The following is a 22,761-nucleotide window of genomic DNA, read 5'->3' as shown; positions in this document are numbered from 1 at the left end:
CGAACGCGCCGTACCCGTTGCCTTCAAGTGCACTTGAATACCTAGGCTTCTCGCATGACCTCCCTCCTCGAACGGATCGGCACGACCGGTCTCGGCGTTCTGGTCACGCTCAAGCGTGACGGCCGGCCGCAACTGTCGAACATCACCTATGTGTACGACGGCGAACGCATCCGCGTCTCGCTGACCGACGACCGGGCCAAGACGAAGAACCTGCGCCGCGACCCCCGCGCGAGCCTCTACATCAACGAGAACGGCGGCCGCGGCTACCTCGTGCTGGAAGGCAAGGCCGAGCTGACCCCGGTCGCCGCCGACCCCCACGACGGAGTAGTCGACGAGCTCGTCGACTACTACCGCAAGGGTTCGGGCGAGCACCCGGACTGGGACGAGTACCGGGCCGTCATGGTCCAGGACAAGCGGCTGCTCTTCTCGATGGCCGTCGACCACGCGTACGGCATGCCGTCACCTGCGTGATGCTTCCCGGTAGCGCCTCGGCGCCAGACCGTTGACGCGTTTGAACGCCGTACTGAAGGCACTGTCCGACGTGTAGCCGAGCGAGTGCGCGAGCGCGGACAACGACATGTCCTCGTCGCGCAGCGCTCGCTCGGCCAACCGCATCCGCCAGTTGAGCAAGTAGGTCAACGGCGGTACGCCGGCCGCTTCGCGGAACCGCTGAGCGAACGTCGTCCGCGACATCGCCGCGACCTGGGCCAACTCCTCGAGCTGCCAACCGTGCCCCGGCCGCTCATGCATCACCCGCAGCGCCGGCGCGATCCGGTCGTCGGCGATCGCCCGCAACCAGCCGACCGGAAGCGCGTCCGCCTCGGCCAAGCAGGCGCGCAGAGTCTCGACGAACAGCAGATGCGCCACGTTGGCAGCTGCCAGGCCGGCTCCGGGATCGGTGGTTGTTGCCTCATGCAACAACCTGTCGAGCAACCAGCGGAAGGTCTGCGCCCGCTCGTCGGTCGCCCGCAGCACGATCGCCGGCGGCAGCGCCCGGAGCAGCAACTCTGCTCCGGTCCGGTTCACGCTGACGTGCCCACCGATCCCGACGGCCTTCGGCCCGGACCGATCGGCGGCACCACTGCCGAACCGCGCGATCGGCCCGTCGGTCGCCCCGAACGCCGCGACCGCATCTCCGGCCGGTACGTCGGCATTGCCCTTCACGAATTCGCGCCGACCGTCGAACAGCACCACGTCACCGGGCCGCAACTCGATCCGGGGCTTGCCGTCCTCGAAATCGATCCAGCACGTGCCCTCGACCATCGCGCTGAACTTCAGCCGGCCGGCCGCCGGATAGCGCAGCGCCCAGTCGCCGTACGCCTCGAAGCCGCGCGAGACGTGGCACCGCGCCTCGGTCAGCGCGAGCGTCTCGGTCAGTGGATCGCTCGTACTCTCGCGCAAGTTTTCAGGACTCACAAGTATTCAACGTACGGAACGCCCGGCCTAGGTTCAAGATATGAGCGCACAGCAACCCCTCGGATCCGGCTTTACCGCCTACTCGACAACGGCCGACGTGATCGACGGCATCGACCTGACCGGCAGGACCGCGATCGTCACCGGCGGCTACTCCGGGCTCGGCCTGGAGACGGTTCGGGCCTTCCGCGCGGCCGGCGCCGACGTGATCGTCCCGGCGCGCGACACCGCCCGGGCGACCAGGCAGCTCGCCGGGATCGACGGCGTCGTGGTCGACGATCTGAACCTGCTGGACCCCGGCAGTATCGACGCCTTCGCCGATCGCTTCCTCGCGACCGGACGGCCGCTGCACCTGCTGGTGAACAGCGCCGGGATCATGGCCACTCCCCTGGCCCGCGACGCGCGCGGCTTCGAGTCGCAGTTCGCCACCAACCATCTCGGCCATTTCCAGCTCACCACCCGACTGCTGCCCGCGCTGCGGGCGGCACAGGGCGCGCGGGTCGTCGCGGTGTCGTCGCGCGGACACCGCTACAGCCCGGTCGTCTTCGAGGACCCGAACTTCGAGCACCGCGAGTACGCGCCGTACCCGGCCTACGGCCAGTCGAAGACGGCGAACGTCCTGTTCGCGGTCGAGCTCGACGCGCGGGAGCGGGAGAACGGCATCCGGGCGTTCGCCGTCCACCCCGGCAGCATCATGACCAACCTGGCCCAGAACGCCGATCGCGACGTACTGCGGCAAGGAGGGTTCCTGGATGACGACTTCCAGCCGATCATCGATCCCAGCCGCGGTCTGAAGACGCCCGAGCAAGGCGCCGCGACTCAGGTCTGGTGCGCGACCAGCCCGCGGCTCGACGGACTCGGCGGCCTGTACTGCGAGGACGTCGAGATCGCCACGGTCCACACCGGCGAACTGCCGGACACCGCCGTACTGGCACTGACCCCTGGATCGTTCGGCGTCCTGCCCTACGCGATCGACCCGGACAGCGCGCGCCATCTATGGACGATCTCCGAAGAAATGCTGCTGAGCTGAAAACTGCGCCCACCCCACCGCCCCGATCAATAAATGGGTCGCGGAAGTGGTCTACCGGCGTCAGTCTGTGGGTGTGGAGATCACGAGACTGTCGCCTGACGACGAAACCGGTTGCATCGATGCCGTTGCGCTGCTGACCGCGGCCGCGAAGGTCGACTCGCCCGAGGAGATCCTGCCGACCCCGAAGGGCCTGGCGAACGGGCTGCGGTACGGCTGGGACATGAACCCCGGCCATGCCTACCTCGCCCGGGAGGCCGACGGCACCGTGGTCGGCAAGCTCGACGTGTACTGGCCGAAGTGGGAGAACCTGAACCAGAGCTGGTTCGGTGTCGTGGTCCATCCCGACCACCGGCGCCGCGGCATCGGCTCGGAGCTGGTCAAGTATTTCGAGCAGTTGGCCGTCGACGCGGGCAAGGACACCGTCGGTGGTGGGTCGCACGCGCTGGCCGCGGCCGAGGCGTTCGCTGCGAAGCACGGGTACGAGCGCAAGGCCATCGAGGTGCAGCGTCGCCAGGACCTCACCGGGCTGGACTGGGACGTCGTCCAGGCGTTGTACGACAAGGCAGTGGAGGCGTCGGCGGGCTACGAGCTGATCCGGCTCAACGGCCCGCTGCCGGAGGACATGCTCGAAGACATGGTCGCGGTGACCGAGTCGATCAACGATGCGCCGACCGACGACCTCGACATCGAGGACGACGTCTACAGCACGCAGCGGCTGCGCGACTACGAAGAGGCCCAGCGGCGGAGCGACATGACGACGTACCGGGTGATCGCCCGCGAGAAGGCCACCGGCCGGCTCGCCGGTCACACCCTGATCGCGGTCGACGGCGAGCGTCCGCAGATCGCCTGGCAGCACGACACCGCGGTCTCCCGTGACCACCGTGGCCACCGGCTCGGTGCCCTGGTGAAGGCCGATCTGCTGCTCTGGCTGCGGGAGGCCGCTCCTGAGGTCGCCACGATCGACACCTGGAACGCCGAGTCCAACAACCACATGATCGGTATCAACGAGCAGCTGAACTACCGGATCATCGCGCGGGACTACGACTACCAGAAGAAGCTCTAGACGACGTCGACGACGGTGACCTTCATCCGGTTGCTGATCGTGAAGCCCATCGAGGTGTAGAGGCGCTGGGCGGTCACGTTCGTACCGCCGGTGTGCAGGAACGGAGTCCGGCCGGTCGCGGTGATGTCTGCCGCGACCGCACTGATCAGGCGCCGCGCGAGGCCCTGACCACGGTGGTCGGGATGCGTGCAGACCGCACTGATCTCGGCGTACGCCGGGAGGGTCTGCCGGACGCCGGCCATCGCGATCAGCTCGCCGTCCCGGCGGAGGCCGAGGTACGGGCCGAGCTCGATCGTGCGGGTCCGGAACGGGCCCGGGTCGGTCAGCTCGACCAGGGCCATCATGTCCGGTACGTCGTCCGCCGTCAGCGCGACTGCCTCGTCGTCAACGGCGCCCAGCCCGTCGGGCGCCACGAACTGGACGAGGTCGAACTGGACCTCCAGCTTGAACGACTCCGGCATCGGCTGGTCCGGGCCCATCATCGCGCCGCCCGAACCCGGACCGACCAGGGCGGCGAGATCCGCCCAGTCCTGTTCGGTCGGGTTGTCCGGGAGCGCGAGGAAGGGTGCGACCTCCGGCTGGTACCGGTAGGCGTTGCCGCGGGATTCCGCGAAAGACGCGTGCGGGCCGGTGAGGGCGTCGTACGTCGGATTCCGCAGTCCCATCAGAAGCCCAGTTTGCGCAGGTGCTTGGCGTCGGTCTGCCAGTTCTTGGCGATCTTGACGTGCAGGTCGAGGTAGACCGGTGTCCCGAGCAGTGCCTCGATCTGACGGCGGGCCTCGGCGCCGACCTCGCGCAGGCGGACCCCCTTGTGGCCGATCACGATGCCCTTCTGGCTGTCGCGCTCGAGGAAGATGTTCGCGTAGATGTCGAGCAGCGGCTTGTCCTCGGGACGGTCCTCGCGCAGGCCCATCTCGTCGATGGTGACGGCGATCGAGTGCGGCAGCTCGTCGCGGACGCCCTCCAGCGCGGCCTCGCGGATCAGCTCCGCGACGAGAGTCTCTTCGGGCTCGTCGGTGATGTCACCGTCGGGGTAGAGCGGGAAACCGTCGGGCAGCAGCTGGATCAGCTCGTTGGTGACCAGGTCGACCTGGAAACCGGAGGTCGCCGACACCGGGATGATCGCGGCCCACTCGATCCCAGCCGCCTCGCCCAGCTCCTGGATCTCGGTCAGGTGCTCGAGCATCCGCTCCGGCTCGACCAGGTCCGCCTTGGTGGCGAGCGCGACCTTCGGCGTCTTCGCGACCTTCGCGGCCTCGGCGACCAGGAAGCGGTCACCAGGACCGATCTTGTCGCTGGCCGGCAGGCAGATCCCGATCACGTCGACCTCGGCCCAGGTGCTCTTCACCAGGTCGTTGAGCCGCTGGCCGAGCAGCGTGCGCGGCTTGTGCAGACCGGGGGTGTCGACCAGGATCAGCTGCGCGTCCGGCCGGTGCACGATCCCTCGTACGGCGTGCCGCGTGGTCTGCGGCTTCGACGAGGTGATCACGATCTTCTGGCCGACGAGCGCGTTGGTCAGCGTGGACTTCCCGGCGTTGGGACGCCCCACGAAGCACGCGAACCCCGACTTGAACCCGGTCGGCGCCGGGGTGGGAGCGGGCGCCGGAGCCGGACGGCCCTTGCCCTTCGGGCGCTCAGGTGTTGATGACATTGCGGACCTCTCCGGTCGCGTCGGCCAGAACGACCGGAATGGCGGCGCCGGCGAAGTGACGGACGACGTTGATGTCAGCAGTATCCGCCTCGGTCACGACGGCCGCGGCCTCGAGGCCCTTCACGCCGGAGGCGAGGGCCATCGCGACGGCGAGCTGCAACGCGGTCAGCTCGACGGTGTCGAGCGCGACCGTGCACGCCGAGTACGTGCGGCCGTCGGAGTCACGCACCGCGGCGCCCTCCGCCGCGCGGGTCCGGGCTCGGGCCGCGCGGGCGAGCGTGACGAGTTTGGCGTCCTCCGCCGAAAGGTCTGACAAGTTGACGCTCCTAGTGTCCTGTGGGCGTTGTAGCTTGAGTGATAGCGGTGTCCAGGTGCGTGCATCGGGGTGCTTGGTCAGTGGCCTCGATGCGGAGCATCGTGGGCGCTGGGCAAGTGCCGCGAGGTGCGTGCCTGGGCGCCGATAGCACCAAGTTACAGCGCCCACAGGACACTAAGCGTGCTGGTGGTTCTGGTCTGTGCGGCCGGCGACGGGTTCCTCGCGGCGCACGAGCACAGTACCGATCTGGTTGCGGCGGCCTGACGGCCGCTCCGCGGTGAGAGACAGACCGGCGATCTCGACCTCGGCCCCGGGGATCGGCACCTTGCCGAGCAGCTTGGCCATCAGGCCACCGACGGTGTCGACGTCGTCGTCGTCCAGCGGTACGCCGAACAGCTCGCCGAGCTCGTCGATCGGATACCGGCTGGACACCCGGAAGGTGCCGTCGGACAGCTCCTGCACCGAGTCCGGGTCCTCGTCGTACTCGTCGGTGATCTCCCCGACGATCTCCTCGAGGATGTCCTCGATCGCGACCAGGCCGGCGGTGCCGCCGTACTCGTCGACGACGATCGCCAGGTGCATCCGGGCCGCCTGCATCTCGCGCAGCAGTTCGTCGACCGGCTTGGAGTCCGGCACGTACATACACGGACGCATCACGGACTCGACCCGCTCGGTCGACTCGGCCGAGGCGTTGTCGTAGACGCGACGCATCACGTCCTTGAGGTAGACGACCCCGAGGATGTCGTCCAGTGACTCACCGATCACCGGGATCCGCGAGTAGCCCGAGCGCAGCGCCAGCGACGTGAGCTGGCGGAGCTTCTTGTGCTTCTCGATGTAGACCATGTCGGTCCGCGGCACCATCACCTCGCGGACGATGGTGTCGCCGAGCTCGAAGACGGAGTGGATCATCTGCCGCTCGCCGGACTCGATCACCGCGGACTTCTCCGCGTAGTCGACCAGCGCGCGCAGCTCGGCCTCGGTCGCGAACGGGCCCTCGGCGAATCCCTTGCCGGGGGTGAGCGCGTTGCCGATCATGATCAGCACCTTCGGCAGCGGCCCGAGGATCCGGGTCAGCGCCATCACCGGGCCGGCCGACACGATCGCGAACCGGTCGGAGTGCTGCCGGCCGAGGGTCCGCGGTGCGACGCCGATGATCACGTAGGAGATCAGCACCATCACCACCGCGGTGATCAGGATGTGCTCCCAGGTGACGCTCAGCACGACCGACAGCGCCTGGGTGACCAGAACGATCGCGGTGATCTCGCAGCTGAGCCGGAGCAGCAGCAGCGAGTTCAGGTAGCGGGGAGCATCGGAGAGCAGGGCGCTCAGCCGGACAGCCCGCAGGTTGCCCAGCTCGACCTGCTCGTTGGCACGAACCTTCGAGTACGACGACAGTGCCGCTTCCGCACCGGCGAACAGGCCGGCCAGCAAGACGAGCACCGCAGCAACGACCAGGAGGACTAGGTCGTGGGAGCTCACGGCAACGTCACTGTCCCTCGAGCCGGTTCCCGGGCGCGCGCCAGGCTTCCAGCAACCGGCCCTGGATGTCCCACATCTCCGCCTTCTCGGCGGGCTCGGCGTGGTCGTAGCCGAGCAGGTGCAGGATGCCGTGCACGGTCAGCAGCTCCAGCTCGGCCCAAGTGCCGTGGCCGGCCTTGGCGCCCTGGGCGGCGGCCACGGTCGGGCAGAGCGCGATGTCGCCGAGATGCCCGAGGGGCAGGTCGGCGTCGTCACCGCCGTCCCCACCGGGTCGCAGCTCGTCCATCGGCCAGGACATCACGTCGGTCGGTCCCGGAAGATCCAGGAACTCCACGTGATACCTGGCCATCGTGTCCTCGTCGACCAGCTTGATCGACAGCTCGCATTCGGGGTGCAGCCGCAGGGACGACATCACGAACCGGCTCAGCCGCATCAGTCCGCCACCGTCGATCTCGACGCCGGACTCGTTGTTCACTTCAACGTTCATCTTTGGTGCTCAGCGCCCCGTTGTCCTTCGTAGTTCTCGTACGCCGACACGATCCGGCCGACCAGCTTGTGCCGGACCACGTCATGCGAGGTGAGCCGGCAGAATGCCAGATCCTCGACGCCGTCCAGGATCTCCTCGACGACCCGCAGCCCGGAGTTCGTCCCGGTCGGCAGGTCGACCTGGGTGACGTCGCCGGTGACGACCATCTTGGAGCCGAAGCCGAGCCGGGTGAGGAACATCTTCATCTGCTCCGGCGAGGTGTTCTGCGCCTCGTCCAGGATGATGTAGGCGTCGTTCAGCGACCGGCCCCGCATGTAGGCCAGCGGCGCGATCTCGATCGTGCCGGCGGTCAGCAGCCGCGGGATCGACTCCGGGTCGAGCATGTCGTGCAGGGCGTCGTACAGCGGGCGCAGGTAGGGGTCGATCTTCTCCGACAGCGTGCCGGGCAGGAAGCCGAGCCGCTCGCCGGCCTCGACGGCCGGCCGGGTCAGGATGATCCGGCTGACCTCCTTGGCCTGCAGCGCCTGGACCGCCTTGGCGACCGCCAGATAGGTCTTACCCGTACCGGCCGGGCCGATCCCGAACACGATCGTGTTCTTGTCGATGGCGTCGACGTAGCGCTTCTGGTTCAGCGTCTTGGGCCGGATGGTGCGGCCGCGGCTGGACAGGATGTTCTGGGTCAGGACGTCGGCCGGGCTCTCGCCGGTCGCCTGCTTGATCATCGCGATGCTCCGCTCGACCGAGTCGGCGGTCAGGCCGTGCCCGGTCCGGATCACGACGACGAGCTCGTCGAAGAGCCGCTCGGCGAGCGCCAGCTCGGCGGCCTCACCCTTCAGCGTGATCTCGTTGCCGCGGACCAGGATGTCGGCGGCGAACTCCTTCTCGATGATGCGGAGGAACTCGTCCCGGGCTCCGAGCAGGGCCACCATGTCGATGCTGTTCGGCACGACGATCTTGTGCGACGTCTGCGGAGTGGCCGTGGCGCCTTCTGCGCGCGCCTCCGGTTCGATACTGCGTGGCCTGGACAGGCTCTTCCTCCTGAACTGTGCAACTCAAGAAAATGATGGTGATCCGTCCATGCTAGCCGTCCGGCCCGACAGCCTCACTGTCAATTTCCCGGGACACGCCCCGGGACCGCCGGACGAGGCCGCTCTGCGTACCGGTTCAGGCACGGAGAGTGCGGTCTCCGCGATTCGCCGGATCCTGTTGTCAACCTGGGACGAGGCCTTCGCGTCTCTGTTGTGTGGCACAACCTGCGGTGGTGTACGAAGAGTGCGTGACACATGAGTCCTCGTGGAATGCCGACGAGGCGCTGACGGCTGTCTACACGGCGCACTACACGTCGCTGGTCCGCCTCGCCGCCTTGCTGCTGCGTGACACCGGAACGGCGGAGGAGATCGTGCAGGACGCGTTCGTCGCGATGCACGGCCGCTGGCACCGGCTGCGCGACCCCCACAAGGCACTCGCCTACCTGCGCACGGCGGTGGTGAACCGCACCCGCTCCCGCCAGCGCCACCTGGTGGTCGTCGACAAGCACATGCCACGCAGCCTGCCGGACGAGCCCAGCGCCGAGCAGGCCGCGCTGCGGACGGCCGAGACCGACCGGGTCATCGAGGCGATGCGCACCCTGCCGGAGAAACAGCGCACAGTGATGGTGCTGCGGTACTACGGTGACCTGTCGGAGGCGGAGATCGCCGACACGATGGGGATCAGCCGGGGATCGGTGAAGAGCCACGCCGCGCGAGCGAGCAAGTCGCTGCGCCAGCTCCTGGAGCGGACAGCATGAACGACAACCCGAACGACTCGTTCGACGAGCTGATGCGGCGATCTCTGGCGAATGAGGCCAACCGGATCGAGCCGACCGATGCCCTGCCGGAGATCCTGACCCGCGCCCACGCCGTACGGCGTCCTGTCGTTCGCCGCCCGTGGGTGATGACCGCCGGGCTGGCCGCGGTCGGAACGGCGGCCGCGATCGGCGCCTTCACCGTCATCAACAGCAACCTGAACCAAGCGAACGAGGGTGACACCGTCGCCGGCCAGGGCAACGTGGCGTCGGCGAGCGGTGCACCGACCACTGCGCCGATAGCACCGCGGAGTGACCCGACCAAGTCGTCGACGCTCCCGCCCTCCGAGCGACCGAGCGCCATGCCCGAGCAAGGCGTGCGCGAGAAGGCCGTGTCGGGCCAGGTCGTGCCGGTCTATTGGCTCGGGAACGCGGCCGCCTCGACCGGGGCGACCGACAAGCCCACGACGAAGCCGAGCATGACGGCGAGGTCGGAGACCCGGCTGTACCGGACCTGGTCGAAGATCACCGGCCGCCCCGCGTTCGAGGCGGTCCGGGTCATGACGCGAGAGCAGCCGAAAGACGCGGACTACTACTCGGTCTGGAAGGGTGCCCAGGTGTCGTCGGTAACCCTGAACGACCGCGCCATCACGGTCGACTTCAAGGCGTTCCCGCAGGCCAGGGTCGACGACACCACCGCGTCGATGGCCGCCCAGCAGCTGATCTACACCGTGCAGGGCGCCTTGGGCGACGACAGCCGGCCGGTTCAGGTCACCTTGCAAGGCAAGACCGGCGGCATGCTCTTCGGCCAGGTCGACACCAGTACGCCGCTCGGCCGCGCCCAGGCGGCCGACGTCCAGGCGCTGGTCTCGATCGAGTCCCCGACCGAGGGCATGCTGGCCACCAGCCCGGTCACTGTGCAGGGTGTGGCAGCGGCGTGGGAGGGCACGGTGAACTACCGCGCGATCAATGTGAAGACCAAGAAGGAGTACACCAGCGTCGTGAACACCAAGGAAGGCCAGAAGTTCTCGCCGTTCAGCTTCGAGCTCAAGCTCACGCCCGGTATCTGGCAGATCGAGGCCTACCTGGATGCTGGCCCAGACGGCAAAGCCACCGACCTGGACACCAAGACCATCGAGGTCTCCCGCTAGACCCAGCGGACCCCGGCCAACGGGCTATGGCTGCTGTGGTCCCTCCCCGAACTGGTTTGGGGAGGGATAGCCGTCATGGTCCAGAAGGGCTGGGGAGTCCGACCCCCCGATTCAGGGGGGTAACACTCCCCAACGCCGCCACTGCACTTGGCACCACCTCGAACCGCCTGACGCACGCGGCCAGCGTGTTCGGACGGTAGCCGTCGTTGGCCGAAGTGGATGGCGAGGTCGGCGCCCCAGGTGCCCGTCGCCTGAACCTCCGGGCGTCGGTGCTGTGCAGAAACCGAGGGGACATCCCCGCAAATTGCCCGTTCTCCCCTCAAAATATGAGCAGAGAACGGTCAACCTGAACGGATAACCAGCGAAATTCCGCAGGCAGCAGACAACCCGTCAGCCCCAAGCGACGGGGAATCTCGGTCGCCTTCGGGGAGGAGGGGCTCCTGACCAAGCGAAGTGCCCAGCCACCGCCACGGAACACCTGCTGCGATCCCGCTCCCCACACCGGTTCGAGGAAGAGCAGCCGCCAAGCCCTATTAGCTCCAGCGCGAGCGGGCGAGCAATGCGGAGGCTGCTGCCACCCCGGCGGTCGACGTCCGCAGAACGGTGTCGCCGAGCCGGACCGGCTCGACCGCGAAAGCGGCCAGCTCGGCGGGCGCGATACCGCCCTCGGGGCCGATGACGATCACCACGTCTCCGTCGGCCGGTACGTCGAGACCGGCGAGCGGGACCGTCGCCTCCTCGTGCAGGACCACTGGAAGGGCTGCGTCCTGCACGAGCTTCGCGATCTCCGCGGTGGTGGCGATCGGGGTCACCTCGGCGAACCACGAGCGCCTGGACTGCTTGCTCGCCTCGAACGCCCACGCCTGCCACTTGGCGAGCGTCTTCGCGGACCGCTCCGGGTTGCTCCGGAACTGACTCCGCTCCGCGTTCCACGGCACGATTACGTCGGCGCCGACCTCGGTCAGCATCTCCACGGCCAGTTCGGCCCGCTCACCCTTCGGCAACGCCTGTACGACGACGAGCCGCGGCGTACTGGCCGGGTCACTCCCCCGCTGGTCGATGGCGACTGTCAGCCCGGTCTTCGAGGCGGTTGCCACCGACCCTTCGGCCCACGCACCACGCCCGTCGGTCAGCCGGACGCGCTCGCCCGGCCCGATCCGCCGTACAACGGCCGCGTGCCGGCCCTCGGCACCGTCCAGCGTCAGCTCTTCGCCGTCGAGCTCGGCGGCGAAGAAGACCGCGACCCCCACTGCTAGTGCGGGCCGAACGCGTCGCGGAGGCGGCCGAAGACGCCCTTGTGAGCAGCCTGGATCTGACCGTGCGGCCGCTCTTCGCCGCGGGCCGTGGCGAGCTGCTGGAGCAACTCCATCTGGCTGTCGTCGAGCTTGGTGGGGGTCTCGACGATGATCTGCACGATCAGGTCGCCACGCCCCGCATGCCGCAGTCGCGGCACACCGCGAGCGGTCAGGGTCATCGCCGTACCGGACTGGGTGCCCGGGCGGATCTCCAGTGGCGTGGTCTCGCCCTCCAGGGTCGGCAGGTCGATCGTCGTCCCGAGCGCGGCCGCCGTCATCGGCAGGTTGACCGTGCAGTGCAGGTCGTCGCCGTTGCGGGTGAAGACCTCGTGCTGCTCGACCTCGATCTCGACATACAGGTCACCGGCCGGACCGCCGCCGGGGCCGACCTCGCCCTGTCCGGTCAGCTGCACCCGGACGCCCGTGTCGACGCCGTCCGGGATCTTCACGGTCACCGTCCGGCGGCTGCGGACGCGGCCGTCGCCGGCGCACTCGCGGCAGGGGCTGGGGATCGTCGTACCGAAGCCGCGGCAGTTCGCACACGGGCGCATGGTCCGAACCTCACCGAGGAACGAGCGCTGCGTGTGCGTGACCTCGCCACGGCCGTGGCAGATCTCGCAGGTGACCGGCTCGGATCCAGCCTCGGCGCCGGAGCCCGAACAGGTCGGGCACAGCACCGCGGTGTCGACCTTGAGCTCACGCGTCGTCCCGAAGGCCGCCTCGGCCAGGTCGAGGTGCAGCGGGATCAGTGCGTCCTGACCGCGTCGCGTCCGCGGCCGCGGCCCGCGGGTGGCCCCGCCGGTCTGGCCGAAGAACGCGTCCATGATGTCGGTGAACGTGAACGCCTGGCCGCCGCCGAACCCACCGGCCCCGCCCGCACCCGCGGACGCGAACGGATCGCCGCCGAGGTCGTGCATCTGCCGCTTCTGCGGGTCGCTGAGCACCTGGAACGCGCGGCCGATCTCCTGGAACTTGTGGTGCGCGTCCTCGGAGTCGTTCACGTCCGGGTGGTACTGGCGTGCCAGTTTGCGGTACGCCTTCTTGATCTCGTCCGCTGAAGCGTCACGGCTGACGCCCAGGACGGCGTAGTAATCGGTGCTCATACTCCAGACCAGGGGTTGGTTGAGTTCGTCGAATTCATCAGGATTCAGCCAGGATCTGGCTGACGTAGCGCGCGACGGCCCGTACGGCGCCCATCGTGCTCGGGTAGTCCATGTGGGTCGGGCCGACGATGCCGAGTGTGGCCAGCGCCTCCGACTTCGACCCGTAGCCGGTCGCGACCACCGACGTGGTGGCCAGCTCCTCGTACGGGTTCTCGTGACCGATGCGGACGGTCAGGGTCTGCGGGTGGGTCGCCTCACCGAGCAGCTTGAGCAGGATGACGTGCTCCTCGAGCGCCTCGAGCACCGGCTTCACGTTCCGCTCGAAGTCGTCGCCGTACCGGGTCAGGTTGGCGGCGCCGCCGACGGCGATCCGCCGCTCACCCATCTCGTCGGTGAAGGCCTCGAGCAGCGTGCTCACGATCGCGGCGACCAGCGGCCGGTCGGCCGGCGCGAACTCGTCCGCGACGGCGGCCAGCGTGGTGGTCGCGTCGGTCAGCCGCTGGCCGACCATCGCGGTGTTGAGCCGCGATCGGAGGTCGGCGACGAGCTGGTCGTCGATGTCCCTCGGCAGCTCGACGATCCGCTGCTCGACCCGGCCGTTGCTCGTGATCAGCACCAGCAACAGGCGGCGCGGTGTCATCGTGACCACCTCGATGTGCCGCACGCTCGACCGGTTGAGCGACGGATACTGCACGATCGCGACCTGGCGGGTGATCTGCGCCAGCAGCCGAACGGTCCGCCGGACGACGTCGTCCAGGTCGACCGCTCCGCCGAGGAAGGACGTGATGGCCTTCTTCTCGGCCGCCGACAGTGTCTTGACCGTGCTCAGCTTGTCGACGAACAGCCGGTAGCCGGCGTCGGTCGGGATCCGGCCGGCGCTGGTGTGGGGCTGGGTGATGTACCCCTCCTCCTCCAGCGCGGCCATGTCGTTGCGCACAGTCGCCGGAGAGACACCGAGGTTGTGCCGGTCGACCAGAGTCTTCGAGCCGACCGGCTCATGGGTGGCCACGTAGTCCTCGACGATGGCGCGGAGCACATCCAGCTTGCGCTCGTCCAGCACGCGCACCACCCTCTCCCAGTCTTGGCACTCACAAGTTCAGAGTGCCAGTCTAGGCCGTGTCAGGCGTGGCTCCCAACGGAACGGCTGCGGGGCGCGTCACTGTACTGGCCACATCCAGGGGCTGATCCTGCACGGCAGAGTCGATAAAAGACTCCAGTACGTCGAGCACGTGGTAGGCCAACTCGCCGTTCGCCCGGTGCGGTTCGCCGTTGCGCAAAGCCCGGGCCATGTCCGCCACACCGACCCCACGGCCGGCTCCGGCATACCCACCGGCTGTTGCCACCTCCGTCCATTCGCGCTGCGCCGCCGTGACGATCTCAACCGTCCCATCGAAGCCATTGGGGTCCGGAACCGACAGACTGCCGTCGGTGCCGTGCACCTCGATCCGCGGCAACCGTCCGGCCCACACGTCGAACGACATCAGCACGGTGGTCAGCGCACCGGACTCATGCTCCAGTACGCCGGTCACGTGCGTCGGCACCTCGACCGGGAAGACAGTCCCTGCCCTGGGACCGGTGTGGATCGTCCGCTCCTGCTTCGACTGTCCGGCCCGCGCGGTCACCCGTCGTACCGGACCGAGCAGTGTGACCAGGCTGGTCACGTAGTAGGGGCCCATGTCGAGCACTGGGCCGCCACCGGGCTGGTAGTAGAACTCGGGCGCCGGGTGCCACAGCTCGTGGCCGGGCGTCACCATGAAGGCTGTGGCGGCATGCGGTACGCCGATGTCGCCACGGTCGATGACTGCGCGTGCGGTCTGGGTGCCGGTGCCGAGCACTGTGTCCGGAGCGCATCCGATCCGGAGGTTGTTCGCGGCGGCGTACTTGAGCAGCGGTTCGGCCTCCACGCGATCCATGGCCAGCGGCTTCTCGCCGTACACGTGCTTGCCGGCTGCCAGCGCAGCCTGGTGCACGGCAGCATGTGCAGCGGGGATGGTGAGATTGACGACGAGGTCCACGTCATCGGCGGCGTACAGCTCATCTGGTGTGAGCGCGCGGACGCTGTCCGTGGCGACGGCCTGGGCGCGGCTGAGGTCCAGGTCGGCCACTGCGACCACGTCGACACCGGGGAGCTTGGCCAGGTGCTCCAGGTAGGTGCCGGAGATGACTCCGGTGCCGACAATGCCGACCCGTGACACAGCGCCGCTCACTTGCTCGCCCACAGCAGCCCCCGCTCGATGATCGTGCGCACCTCGGGTACGTCGAAGTCGTCCAGCTTGTGACCGACCGTGCAGACGAACACCCGGCCCTCGCCCCACGTGCGCGTCCAGACCGCCGGCATCACCGCACCCTCGATCCACGGGAAGTCCGGGTGCGAGGCCAACGTGGTGGTGGCCAGCACGTTGTTGGTCGGGTCCACGTGCAGGTAGTACTGCTCGGTGTGCACGTCGAAGTGCGTGATGCCCTCGACGATCGGGTGCTCCGCGACCACCTCGACGCGGTAGTCGGTGAAGTTGTGCGGGTGCGAGATGAACTGCCCGCCGGTGATGAAGCTGTAGTCGGTGTGCTCCCGGAACGAGTCCACGATCCCGCCGTGCCAGCCGGCGAACCCGGTCCCGCCCCGGATCGCGTCGGCCAGGCTCTTGATGTGCTCGGGCTTCGTCTCGCCCATCGACACGCACTGCAGCACCAGATCGACGTCGTCCAGCTCCAGATAGCTCTCGGTGCTGTCCGACGTGGTGACGTCGTACCCGTTCTCCTTCAGGTACGGGATGAACAGCTCGGTCGCCTCGACCGGCACATGCCCGTCCCAGCCACCCCGCACCACCAGCGCACGCCGTGTCGTCACATCAACCACCCTCGAAAGTTTCGCCTGAACCACCGGAAGATTCGCCCCCGACCTTAAGCGCCTGCCCCAGCCCCGGTCTAGGGTCAGCCCATGAGCTGGAAGTTCTGGAAGACCGGCGGTGCGCTGCCGACCGATCCGCCGACGGGCACGTTCGGGATGACGGTCGAGGACCGCTTCACGATCCGTGGCCGCGGGCTGGTCGTGACCGGCCAGGTGGGATCCGGCAGAGTGGCCATCGGAGATCAGGTCCGGATCACCCGCGACGGGCAACTCCTTCTGGTGAGCCGGGTCAGCGGGATCAAGAAGTTCCGCGACAAGCCTCGGGTGGCGAACGTCGGCGACGACATCGGCCTGGTCCTGCCCCGGGTCAAGTTCGACCAGGTGAACATCGGCGACGAGGTCGGCAAGTAGTGTCGTGGGCATGAGTGGGTGGGACGAGATCGGCGACAGGTGCTGGGTACGCCGGTACGACGAGTGGGACCTGAACGTCGGGCTGGTGGTAGGAACCGGTGGCGCGCTGGTGATCGATACCCGGGCCACGACCGAAGAGGCCGAGGAGCTGCTCGGGCATATTCGTGAGGTGACCGACCTACCGGTGCGGTGGGTGGTCAACACGCACTCGCACTTCGACCATGTGAACGGCAACAGCGTGTTCACGGAGGCGACCGTCTACGCGCACGAGAACACGGTGGCGGCCGCCGAGCTGAAGGCCGAGTCGTTCGCGGTCGCGAAGGTGATCGACCTCGGTGATCGCCGGGTCGAGCTGCTGTACCTGGGGAACGGGCACACCGCCGGCGACGCGGTGGCCGTCGTACCGGATGTGAACGTCTTCTTCCTGGGCGATCTGGTCGAGGAGTCGCAGCCCCCGCAGTACGGCGACGACTCCTTCCCGCTCGAATGGCCGGACACGTTGGAGCGGATCATCGGCACGATGCCGAAGGGCGCACTCGTCGTACCGGGTCATGGTGCGGTCGTCGATGCTGCCTTCGCTACCGCGCAACGGGACGAGATGGGTCAGGTCGCCAACACGATCTCCGACCTGCACCACGGCGGGACGTCACTCGAGAAGGCGCTTGCGCACACCGAGGGTTGGCCGTGGGATCCGGCCGAGCTGCAGGACGCGATCAAGCGTGCCTACGAGGTCCTCGGGCCCCCGCGGCGACCGACGATCCCGCTGCTCGGGCCGAGCTGACTGCCCCAACGCGCACAAGTGCGCGTTCCGGGCCGGAACTTGGCAATCGCTGCACCTGAGCGCCCTACCGTTCTCGGCATGACCGAACCGCAGAGCAACATCCCGCCGCAGGACAACACCGTCCCGTCCGGCCCGCAGTTCCAGCAGCCGGGCTTCCAGCAGCAGCCCGGCTTTCAGCAGCCTGGGTTTCAGCAGCAGCCGCTGAGCGCGCAGGACGAGCGCACCTGGTCGCTGCTGGCCCACATCGGCACCATCGTGCTGGGCTTCATCGCCCCGCTGATCGTGCTGCTCGTCCAGGGCGAGAAGTCGCCGATGGTGCGTGCGCACGCCGTCGAGTCGCTCAACTTCCAGATCACCGTCACGATCGGGTACGTCGCGTCCTCGATCCTGATGGTCGTCATCATCGGCTTCGTCACGCTGCCGCTGATCTGGGCCGCCGCCCTGGTCTTCGCGGTGCTCGGCACCATGGCCGCCAGCAAGGGCCTGCCGTACAAGTACCCGTTCGCTCTCCGCCTGGTGAAGTGACATTCAAAAGCGGAGCAGCAGTTACTCGTTGACACGGGTTCGGTGAAAGGCGCAACTTGTTCCATGGCAACGACTGAGCAGACGACGCATCCGGACGGCCGGGTCGAACTGACCGACCCGGACGCGATCGCGAGCAGCCGGTACGGGAACGCCGAGCTCGCCCCGACCAGGCTGTCGGACCGGAACTGGACGACGTACAACTACGCCGCCCTGTGGATGGGGATGGCGCACAACATCCCGAGCTACCTGCTGGCCGCGGGGCTGGTGGCGCTCGGGATGAACTGGTTGCAGGCGTTCCTCACGATCACGCTGGGAAACCTGATCGTGCTCGTGCCGCTGCTGCTGAACAGCCATGCGGGCACCAAGTACGGCATCCCGTTCCCGGTCTTCGCGCGCGCCTTCTACGGCGTCCGCGGGGCGAACTTCCCGGCACTGCTGCGGGCGTTCGTCGCCTGCGGCTGGTTCGGGATCCAGACCTGGATCGGCGGCCAGGCGATCTACGTGATCGCCGGCGAGCTGTTCGGCAAGGGCTGGACCGACGCGTCCGCGGTCGGCGGTCACCCGTGGACGATGTGGCTCAGCTTCGGCCTCTTCTGGCTGCTGCAGATGGCCCTGATCTGGCGCGGGATCGAAGGCCTGCGGCGGTTCGAGAACTGGGCGGCACCGCTGGTCACGGTGGCGTTCCTGGCGTTGATGATCGCGATCCTGGTCAGGGCCGGTGGGTTCGGGCCGATCCTGTCGCAGCCGTCGAAGCTCGGCTGGGACGCCGACTTCTGGAAGATCTTCGCGCCGTCGCTGATGGGCATGATCGCGTTCTGGGCGACGCTCAGCCTGAACATGCCGGACTTCACCCGGTTCGGCAAAGGCCAGCGCCAGCAGGTGCTCGGGCAGATCATCGGCCTGCCGACGACGATGTCGTTCATCGCACTGGTCTCGATCATCACCACCTCGGGCACGGTGATCGTCTACGGTTCGGCGATCTGGGACCCGGTCGAGCTGACCCGCCGCTTCGAGAACCCGGTGGTCGTCACGATCGGTCTCGTCATGGCGATCCTCGCGACCATGTCGTGCAACGTCGCGGCCAACGTGGTCAGTCCGTCGTACGACTTCGCGAACGCGCTTCCACGCTGGCTGAACTTCCGCACCGCCGGTCTGCTCACCGGTGTCATCGGTGTCGTGATCCAGCCGTGGCGGCTGATCTCCGACCCGTCGATCTACATCTTCGTCTGGCTGTCCTTCTACGGCGGCCTGCTCGCCTCGGTCGCCGGCGTACTGATCGCCGGCTACTGGTTCATCGACCGTACGGCGCTCGTCCTGCCCGACCTCTACAAGGCCTCCGGCCGGTACTGGTTCGCCTCCGGCTGGAACTGGCGCGCAGTCGTCGCCACGGTCTTCGGCTCGGTCCTCGCGGTAGGCGGTGCGTACTCGAATCCGGGCGCCGGCCCGTTCCCCGCGGACGGCCTGATCCCGTTCCTCAAGCCGCTCTACGACTACTCGTGGATCGTCGGCCTGATCGCCGGCTTCATCGCCTTCTACCTCCTCACCCACCTAACCCCCTCCCACAAACCCGCATCCACCACCGCCTGATCGGTGGTTCGGGGAGCGCAACGCACCGAAACCGGTCGACTCCCCTCCCCAAAACAGTTCGGGGAGCATTCAGGGTGGCCAGCAAACCTCCCCAAAGCGGTTCGGGGAGCGCAACGCACCGAAACCGGTCGACTCCCCTCCCCAAAACAGTTCGGGGAGCATTCAAGGTGGCCAGCAAACCTCCCCAAAGCGGTTTGGGGAGTCCCCGCCCCCGGAATCGGCCGGGTTTGCTCCCCAGGGCTGGTGGAAGGCGTGGGCTCGGAGCCGTCGGAACTCGGCAAACCGGTACGGTTGGGGCGTGGCTGATCGGTATGGGAACGACGTACTGAGTGGGGACTGGCGCAAACCCAAGAACGGGCGGACCGTCGAGGTCGAGATCGAGAAGGGCATGGTCGTCGAGGAACCCACGTCCGGGTTCGTCGGGGCGATCGTGCGCTGGGAGCACGGCGTGGTCGATCTCGAGGACCGGCACGGCCAGATCCGCACGTACCCGATGGGACCTGGCTTCTGGCTGGACGGCAAGCCGGTCAGCCTGAAGCCGCCGAAGAAGGCCGGTCCGGTCAAGAAGACCCGTACGGCGTCCGGTTCGGTCGCGGTCGACAACGTCCGGGCGAAGGTGGCGCGGGCGAGCCGGATCTACGTCGAGGGCCGGCACGACGCCGAGCTGGTCGAGAAGGTCTGGGGTGACGATCTGCGGATCGAAGGGGTCGTCGTCGAGTACCTCGGCGGCATCGACGACCTGCCCGGGATCGTGAACCGCTTCCAGCCCGGCCCCGGCCGACGCCTCGGCGTACTGGTCGACCACCTGGTCGAAGGCTCCAAGGAGTCCAAGATCGCCGCGCAGATCGACAACCGGTACGTGCGGATCGTCGGGCACCCGTTCATCGACGTCTGGGAGGCGATCAAGCCCTCCTCGGTCGGGATCAAGGCCTGGCCGAAGATCCCGCACGGCCAGGACTGGAAGAAGGGCGTGCTGCAGACCTTCGGCTGGCCGGCCACCGACCAGGCCGACGTCGCCGCGGCCTGGAAGCACATCCTGTCCAAGGTGAAGAACTTCTCCGACCTCGACCCGAGCCTGCTCGGCCGGGTCGAGGAGCTCATCGACTTCGCGACTCTGGACTGATCTCCGGCATCCGCTTCTCGATCCAGGCCCGGATCAGCCGGCGCGCTCGCCGTACGTACCAGGTCAGCGCGCCGAGCAGCACGCCCGCCGCCAGCACCATCCCAGCCAGTACGGCGGCCACGATCCGCACGCCGGCGACATTCACCACGCCGGCAACAACCAGCAGCAGGACGCCGAGCCCGAGGGCGGCCGGTGGCAGCCAGGGCTCGAAGAGCAACGGGCGCTTGGCTTCGGTCAGCTTGGCTCCGCGCACAACGCGACCCCACAAGGTCTGCCGGGCCGGCTCGGTGAACCAGCGCGCGGTCCGCAGCAGCCACGAACCCGGCTGGTGCTTGCGGCCGGCCATCGCCTTCACCGCGTTGCCCACCTGAGGTCCGAGGCCGCTGGAGACGTCGACCATCCGATCAGCCAGGCCCTTGGTTGTCGCGCGTCCCTCGGACGACTGGTTCAGCTCGTCGCGCATCGTCGTCAGGGCACCGAGCCCGGCGTCGGCCGGGAAGTCCTCGGCCAGCCGCTGGATGCGTTCCGCGACCGCCTGCGGCTTCCAGTCCTCAGCCTTCAGCACCTGACGCTGGGTCTCGCGGATCCAGTCCGCATCCGCGCCGAGCATCGCGCCGAGGTGCGCCACACAATGCAGGCGACCCATCAGCCAGTCCCAGCGTCGCCAGTCCGCGGCACCGAACGCCCCGAAGTGCCCGACCTGGCTGCCGTAGAGGATGCGGTCCTTCAGGTCGTCGGCGATCGATCCGGCCGGCAGATCATCCAGCAGGGTCAAGGGAATGTCCGGCCCGAGCCGCAGGAACTGGAACGGCGCACTGCGCTGCTGCGGCGTCCGCGCCGACGTACAGCGCGAGACGATCTCCACCTCGAGCGCGGTCTCGACAAGGTTCCAACCGATCACCGCAACCAGTTCTGCGAACGCCGAACCCAACGCAGGCTGGATCTGCAGGTCCTCGAAGATGTCGGTCAGGCCGACCGCGACCGCCTCGGCGCCACCGGCCGGACGCAGGTCGAGATCCGCCGTGGTGAGCTGGTCGGTCAACGCGTCCCGCACGGCCTGCACCTTCAGCAGACAGTCGCTGGTCGCCATCAGTCGCCGCTCGAGCTCCGTCCGATCCTCCGCCGGAGCGATGCTGATCCGATTGCGTAGCGAGCGCAGGATCAGTCGCACCACTCGCTCGGCCGCACCGGTCCCCCACAACCACAGCGGGTCGCCGTCCTTCTGCAGAGGCTCAACCGAGCCGTCCGGGTCCGGCACCCACGGATGCGCGGTGGTCAGGATCTCGTCGATCTCCGGCTCGGACAATGCGGTCGCGGCGTCCAGCACGGTGGACTGGTCGTGGTTGGCGATCGTGACGGCCTCCCAGACTCCGCCGGCCGCGCGGCCTCGTGAGTACGTCGGCTGCAACGCCTGCGCGGCGGACCGCAGTCGTGCCCGCTCTGTTGGTTGCTCCATGCAACGATCGAACAGCCGCTGGGTGTCCGACCAGGACGCGTCCGCCTCCAGCAGCAACCGCTCGAGCTGCTCGACATCGGAGCGGAAGTCCACCTCACGCGGGAACTGCACGGCCGACAGCGCCGCCACCCGCCAGCTCGGTTCCTTCGCCTCGGGCAACGCAGTCGACGCGCTCCCGATCCCGGCCGACGGTACGACGTACAGGACGTATCTGCTCGCTCGGCCGGCGACCGGCCGCCGCGCGACCACGTCGAGCACCGGCCCGAACGGCGCGTTGTCGAGCACGCCGCCATCGACCAGCCAGGCACCGGATTCGGCCGTCGTCGGCTGCATCCGCGGCGGCGACGAGGCCAGCCGCGGCGTCTCCAGCACCGGCCCGAACGCGGCCGGGAACGACGCCGACGCCCGCGCCGCCCGCGCGAGCAGCTTGGTGTCCTTCAACCCGTTCGTGTCCTTGACCTCGAACGTCTTCGTGCTGCCGTCGTACTTCGCCGCGTTCTCACTCGTGAACGCGAACAGATACCGATGATCCGGTACGACGAAGCGCTGGCCGGCGGCATCCCGCGCCTCGAACTGCTGAACGCCGAGCCCGGACGCCGTGACGAACAGCGTGACCGGCTCCTCGGCCGCGGTCTCACCGGCATCGGCGACGCCCTTGATGAGATTCTCCAGCTCCTGCAGGAAGTAGTTGCCGTCCAGCACCGAGGTCGACTTCTCGCCGGCCGACGGAACCAGCTTGCCGACCTCGAGCGAGCCGAGGCCCACCCACTTCTGCCGCAACCACGGCCCGTCCGAACCACCCGGGTCGAGCGTCGACCCGTTCGAGATCGCGGTCGCCAGCAGTGAACCGTTCAACCCACCGGCACTCGTCCCGGCGATCACGTCGACCACCACCCGGCGCTGCTCGTCGCCGCGCCGGCACAATTCGCGCCAACGCTCCGCCAGCACCGCGTCGTACGGCTGCGGACCCGGCACACCCGCCGGACCGGACGCCCGCCGGATCAGATCCAGTTCATGCGTCACGCCGCCCATCCAGACGGCCAGACTGACACCACCGTTGAGAACCAGCGCGATCCGGATCTCGTGCTCACTCATGCGTACGTCCCCCTAGCCTCACAGATACCACCATGGTCACAGATTGGCACGAAGGCAACAGCGGAGAGTGAACAAAAGGTTGCCCGGACGCGCAGCCACTGAGAGCTTGTCCACCATTACGCACAGGCGCATCCTGGGTTTCGGGGGTAACCGTTATGCGTACAGCG

23 protein-coding genes are annotated in these 22,761 nt (G+C 68.1%); 10 read left to right on the top strand and 13 right to left on the bottom strand.

Features of this window, described 5'->3' with window-relative positions; all coding sequences use genetic code 11:
- Positions 1–54: 54 nt before the first annotated feature.
- Positions 55–471 (top strand): PPOX class F420-dependent oxidoreductase, encoded by a 417-nt coding sequence (locus OG474_RS32130; RefSeq protein WP_405057353.1) that lies wholly within the window; start codon positions 55–57, stop codon positions 469–471.
- Here the strand turns inward: OG474_RS32130 and OG474_RS32125 are convergent.
- On the bottom strand, positions 460–1,416 hold the full coding sequence (locus OG474_RS32125) for a cupin domain-containing protein (protein ID WP_405057352.1): 957 nt from the start codon (positions 1,414–1,416) through the stop codon (positions 460–462). The two genes, OG474_RS32130 and OG474_RS32125, sit on opposite strands and share 12 nt — an antisense overlap.
- Before the next feature lie 40 nt (positions 1,417–1,456).
- Here OG474_RS32125 and OG474_RS32120 point away from each other — a divergent pair, with 40 nt between their 5' ends.
- Positions 1,457–2,443: an SDR family NAD(P)-dependent oxidoreductase gene (locus OG474_RS32120; protein ID WP_405057351.1), complete on the top strand. Its 987-nt coding sequence runs from the start codon at positions 1,457–1,459 to the stop codon at positions 2,441–2,443.
- 73 nt (positions 2,444–2,516) lie between these two features.
- Positions 2,517–3,506: a GNAT family N-acetyltransferase gene (locus OG474_RS32115; RefSeq protein ID WP_405057350.1), complete on the top strand. Its 990-nt coding sequence runs from the start codon at positions 2,517–2,519 to the stop codon at positions 3,504–3,506.
- Here the strand turns inward: OG474_RS32115 and OG474_RS32110 are convergent.
- From OG474_RS32110 to OG474_RS32085, 6 genes are all read right to left on the bottom strand, one after another.
- On the bottom strand, positions 3,503–4,171 hold the full coding sequence (locus tag OG474_RS32110) for a GNAT family N-acetyltransferase (protein WP_405057349.1): 669 nt from the start codon (positions 4,169–4,171) through the stop codon (positions 3,503–3,505). The two genes, OG474_RS32115 and OG474_RS32110, sit on opposite strands and share 4 nt — an antisense overlap.
- Positions 4,171–5,157 carry a GTPase Era gene (gene era, locus OG474_RS32105; protein WP_405057348.1) on the bottom strand — a complete coding sequence of 329 codons (987 nt, stop codon included), beginning with the start codon at positions 5,155–5,157 and terminating at the stop codon, positions 4,171–4,173. Before era ends, OG474_RS32110 begins: the two co-directional genes overlap by 1 nt.
- Complete coding sequence (locus OG474_RS32100; RefSeq protein ID WP_405057347.1) at positions 5,141–5,473, bottom strand: cytidine deaminase; 333 nt, start codon at positions 5,471–5,473, stop codon at positions 5,141–5,143. Before OG474_RS32100 ends, era begins: the two co-directional genes overlap by 17 nt.
- Positions 5,474–5,647: 174 nt before the next feature.
- Positions 5,648–6,952 carry a hemolysin family protein gene (locus tag OG474_RS32095; RefSeq protein ID WP_405057346.1) on the bottom strand — a complete coding sequence of 435 codons (1,305 nt, stop codon included), beginning with the start codon at positions 6,950–6,952 and terminating at the stop codon, positions 5,648–5,650.
- Positions 6,953–6,959: 7 nt separating this feature from the next.
- Positions 6,960–7,439, bottom strand: a complete 480-nt coding sequence (ybeY, locus tag OG474_RS32090; RefSeq protein WP_132169733.1) for an rRNA maturation RNase YbeY — start codon at positions 7,437–7,439, stop codon at positions 6,960–6,962.
- Positions 7,436–8,368: a PhoH family protein gene (locus tag OG474_RS32085; protein ID WP_405064636.1), complete on the bottom strand. Its 933-nt coding sequence runs from the start codon at positions 8,366–8,368 to the stop codon at positions 7,436–7,438. The genes ybeY and OG474_RS32085 overlap by 4 nt, the downstream gene beginning before the upstream one ends.
- A 347-nt stretch (positions 8,369–8,715) precedes the next feature.
- Here OG474_RS32085 and OG474_RS32080 point away from each other — a divergent pair, with 347 nt between their 5' ends.
- Together OG474_RS32080 and OG474_RS32075 are read left to right on the top strand one after the other, a co-directional pair.
- The gene (locus tag OG474_RS32080; RefSeq protein ID WP_405057345.1) at positions 8,716–9,225 is read left to right on the top strand and encodes a SigE family RNA polymerase sigma factor; all 510 of its coding nucleotides are present in this window, start codon (positions 8,716–8,718) and stop codon (positions 9,223–9,225) included.
- Positions 9,222–10,373 carry a Gmad2 immunoglobulin-like domain-containing protein gene (locus tag OG474_RS32075; RefSeq protein ID WP_405057344.1) on the top strand — a complete coding sequence of 384 codons (1,152 nt, stop codon included), beginning with the start codon at positions 9,222–9,224 and terminating at the stop codon, positions 10,371–10,373. Before OG474_RS32080 ends, OG474_RS32075 begins: the two co-directional genes overlap by 4 nt.
- 533 nt (positions 10,374–10,906) lie before the next feature.
- Here the strand turns inward: OG474_RS32075 and OG474_RS32070 are convergent.
- From OG474_RS32070 to OG474_RS32050, 5 genes are read right to left on the bottom strand one after another with little or no spacing between them, the layout of a single operon-like run.
- Positions 10,907–11,623: a 16S rRNA (uracil(1498)-N(3))-methyltransferase gene (locus OG474_RS32070; RefSeq protein ID WP_405057343.1), complete on the bottom strand. Its 717-nt coding sequence runs from the start codon at positions 11,621–11,623 to the stop codon at positions 10,907–10,909.
- 2 nt (positions 11,624–11,625) lie between these two features.
- Positions 11,626–12,771, bottom strand: a complete 1,146-nt coding sequence (gene dnaJ / locus OG474_RS32065) for a molecular chaperone DnaJ (RefSeq protein ID WP_405057342.1) — start codon at positions 12,769–12,771, stop codon at positions 11,626–11,628.
- Positions 12,772–12,808: 37 nt separating this feature from the next.
- Positions 12,809–13,831, bottom strand: coding sequence for a heat-inducible transcriptional repressor HrcA (hrcA, locus tag OG474_RS32060; protein ID WP_405057341.1), 1,023 nt, complete (start codon positions 13,829–13,831; stop codon positions 12,809–12,811).
- Between the two features lie 49 nt (positions 13,832–13,880).
- On the bottom strand, positions 13,881–14,966 hold the full coding sequence (locus tag OG474_RS32055; RefSeq protein WP_405057340.1) for a Gfo/Idh/MocA family protein: 1,086 nt from the start codon (positions 14,964–14,966) through the stop codon (positions 13,881–13,883).
- Between the two features lie 8 nt (positions 14,967–14,974).
- A complete protein-coding gene (locus OG474_RS32050) occupies positions 14,975–15,616 on the bottom strand; it encodes a ThuA domain-containing protein (RefSeq protein WP_405057339.1) in 642 nt (213 codons plus the stop codon).
- Positions 15,617–15,706: 90 nt separating this feature from the next.
- Between OG474_RS32050 and OG474_RS32045 the strand changes: the two genes are divergently transcribed.
- The 5 genes from OG474_RS32045 to OG474_RS32025 all read left to right on the top strand — a co-directional run bounded on the left by OG474_RS32045 (position 15,707) and on the right by OG474_RS32025 (position 20,043).
- Entirely contained in the window at positions 15,707–16,027 is a 321-nt protein-coding gene (locus tag OG474_RS32045; protein ID WP_405057338.1) for a hypothetical protein, read from the top strand.
- Positions 16,028–16,037: 10 nt separating this feature from the next.
- On the top strand, positions 16,038–16,808 hold the full coding sequence (locus tag OG474_RS32040; protein WP_405057337.1) for an MBL fold metallo-hydrolase: 771 nt from the start codon (positions 16,038–16,040) through the stop codon (positions 16,806–16,808).
- 78 nt (positions 16,809–16,886) lie between these two features.
- On the top strand, positions 16,887–17,333 hold the full coding sequence (locus OG474_RS32035) for a DUF4870 domain-containing protein (RefSeq protein WP_405057336.1): 447 nt from the start codon (positions 16,887–16,889) through the stop codon (positions 17,331–17,333).
- A 63-nt stretch (positions 17,334–17,396) separates the two neighbouring features.
- On the top strand, positions 17,397–18,920 hold the full coding sequence (locus OG474_RS32030; protein ID WP_405057335.1) for an NCS1 family nucleobase:cation symporter-1: 1,524 nt from the start codon (positions 17,397–17,399) through the stop codon (positions 18,918–18,920).
- Between the two features lie 298 nt (positions 18,921–19,218).
- Complete coding sequence (locus OG474_RS32025) at positions 19,219–20,043, top strand: DUF3097 domain-containing protein (protein WP_405057334.1); 825 nt, start codon at positions 19,219–19,221, stop codon at positions 20,041–20,043.
- Here the strand turns inward: OG474_RS32025 and OG474_RS32020 are convergent.
- Positions 20,018–22,594, bottom strand: a complete 2,577-nt coding sequence (locus tag OG474_RS32020; RefSeq protein ID WP_405057333.1) for a DUF3376 domain-containing protein — start codon at positions 22,592–22,594, stop codon at positions 20,018–20,020. The genes OG474_RS32025 and OG474_RS32020 overlap by 26 nt on opposite strands.
- Between the last annotated feature and the right edge of the window lie 167 nt (positions 22,595–22,761).

This window comes from Kribbella sp. NBC_01505 (assembly GCF_045040285.1).
Classification (GTDB): domain Bacteria; phylum Actinomycetota; class Actinomycetes; order Propionibacteriales; family Kribbellaceae; genus Kribbella.
The sequence above is the reverse complement of the archived record's forward strand: the minus strand, read 5'-3'. Positions and strand labels throughout refer to the sequence as shown.